At 60.8% G+C, this 2,214-nt stretch carries 3 protein-coding genes; all 3 read left to right on the top strand.

From position 1 onward, the window contains the following. Positions 1-3: 3 nt before the first annotated feature. On the top strand, positions 4-585 hold the full coding sequence (locus tag Q0964_RS16265) for a DUF7342 family protein (protein WP_271943655.1): 582 nt from the start codon (positions 4-6) through the stop codon (positions 583-585). A gap of 3 nt (positions 586-588) precedes the next feature. Beyond that, positions 589-1,047, top strand: a complete 459-nt coding sequence (locus Q0964_RS16260) for a hypothetical protein (protein WP_271943657.1) — start codon at positions 589-591, stop codon at positions 1,045-1,047. Continuing rightward, on the top strand, positions 1,044-2,214 hold a 1,171-nt coding region (locus Q0964_RS16255), incomplete at its 3' end, for a phage integrase SAM-like domain-containing protein (protein ID WP_299269670.1). The genes Q0964_RS16260 and Q0964_RS16255, both read left to right, overlap by 4 nt.

Below are 2,214 nucleotides of genomic sequence, written 5' to 3'. Positions count from 1 at the left end.
CTAATGGCCTCAATCTATATTAAGACGCAGTTCGAACGATGTTGTATGACCGAAGACGGATCGAACTCCGAGAGCCTGATGGAACGCCAGACCACGGGTGAAGACCGGGTTCGGATGACCGCCCGGCAGCTGTCGGAGCCGCGGACGGCTAACTGGGTCGCCTCCGAAGCGGACTGGTCACACGAACCAACCAAGCGCGTCCTCGAGCGGCTCGTCGACGACGGTATTCTCCATCGTGATGAGAGCGGCACCCACACGACGTACTACCCGGATTATCGTCGTCAGGCGATGCTGGAGGCGATGCGCCTTCGGGACAGCGGACACACTGTCGAAGAGCTCACGGACCGTCTCGCCGATATGAAGACGCAGATCCGCGACTGGGAGGACGAATTCGGCGTTGAGTCACCGAACCAACTTCGCGGAACGCTCGCTGACGAGTCCCTTGACGCTGACGAGGAAGACCGTCGCCGTGAGATTGCCCGTGAGTGGGAGCACCTACAGCAACGGATCCAAGTCATTGGCTTTGCCATCCGCGAATGGGACTTCCTCGCTCCGACGACAGAACCCGCTGAGGCCAACAGCTAACGGATGTCTGTCCCGCATCCAGGTGGTGATCCGAACGCGAGCCTCTATACGCAGCTAAAGCGGGATGTCCTCGATCGTGTGCCACAGATCACGGCGGTCGAGTTCGTTCCTGATGACATTGAGGCCAAGCAGCTAGAAGCCGTTTTCGATCCGGCCCGTCTTGATCCCTCGACAGGCCCTGATTCACCCGAACTCACCATCAAGTGGTATCGACAGGATCCAGACGATTGGTTCCGTATCAACTACACGGATCCGAACACGGGCTTTCACGCCGGCTGGCACCAAGACGAGGATCATCCTGATCTCGGGCAGGTTCATTTTCAATACTCAACCGCCAATACAGGGGATCGCTGGGGTATTAGATTCAATCACGAGACTCCCTCCCTGATCCTTTGGGAAATCATCGAAGAGCTTCTCGAGGACGTCCGTCCGACCTACCAGTACGCGAACGAAGAATCATGACTCCGGGTACACCTCGAAACCGTTCCGATCAGACACTTGCGGGTTCCTTCGAGCGCTACCTCCAAGACAAGGGGAAAGGCCGCGGCGGCGACGGCGGGAACTATCGGCGAAACGCTGCCCGCGAGCTCGAGCGGTTCGCCAAGTGGGCCGCCGGCGACCGCGGCGACAATGACTGGACCGGGATCCTCCCCGACGACGTCGACCGCGACCCTACCTTCGAGGAGCTCGACGAACGCGTCTTCCGCAAATACGCCCGGCATCTCGCTGGTGACCGTGGCCTCAAGCTGAACACCGTTCAAACCTATTACCGCTATATATCTGCGTGGTGTGGTTGGTGTGTCAACGAGGGCTATCTCGAGGCGCATTACGCCCAGCGGGCGAGTGCGATGGCGCCACTACCGGAGGATGACGGCCGAAAGCCCGGTGACCAGCAGGCCTGGACGTCCGAACAGCGCCACGACCTCACCCGCCACGTCGACGGACGGGCCCGCGACGCCGTCGAGGCGTACACGACACTCCCGGAGAATACTGACCCACTCGACAAGCAGCGAGCACGCTACGCAGCACTGAAGACGGCTCGTGACCGGGCTCTGGTGTTCGTCCTTGCCTACACCGCCGTTCGAGTCGGGGAGCTACTACGGGATCCGAACGACCCACGCCGGCGTGGCATCCGCTGGGAGGACCTCTCCCTCGACGACGGGAGCATGGACGTCTATCGGAAGAAACAGCAGTGGGACGCCGCGAGTCTCCCCGACCCGGCGATCTCGCCGCTGCGGAGCTACCGCAAGCTGATGGAGCCGCCGACGGAGCGCTGGCCTGTGTTTCCGACATTCGACCAACGGACGCTCGCAGAGCTCGTCCAAGAAGAGCTAACCGAACGAGGGGAACGCCCAGAAGCAATCACTAAACGTCGTGAAGAATACGCTCGCGACCTACTGCTTGCGCTCGATGCGGACATTCGGCCGCCGTCAATCACGACGGACGGCGCACGGTCGATTCTCCAGCGACTCTCAGAGGTTGCCGAGATCGACATCAACCATCCGAAACACGACTATCTTGCACCCCACGGCGGTCGACGTGGGATGGGTGAGGTCCTCGTCCGCGCGTTCGGGTACACCGTAGCAGCTCGGTATCTCGATAACTCCGAAGAGATGGTTCGCGAACGAT

Source organism: Halorientalis sp. (genome assembly GCF_028275115.1).
GTDB lineage: Archaea > Halobacteriota > Halobacteria > Halobacteriales > Haloarculaceae > Halorientalis.
Note: the sequence above shows the minus strand (reverse complement) of the source record. Positions and strands in the feature narration are given on the sequence as shown.

Coding starts and splice junctions, on each gene's coding strand:
- Q0964_RS16260 (WP_271943657.1), top strand. CDS start 589: ATGTCTGTCCCGCATCCAGGTGGTGATCCGAACGCGAGCCTCTATACG.
- Q0964_RS16265 (WP_271943655.1), top strand. CDS start 4: ATGGCCTCAATCTATATTAAGACGCAGTTCGAACGATGTTGTATGACC.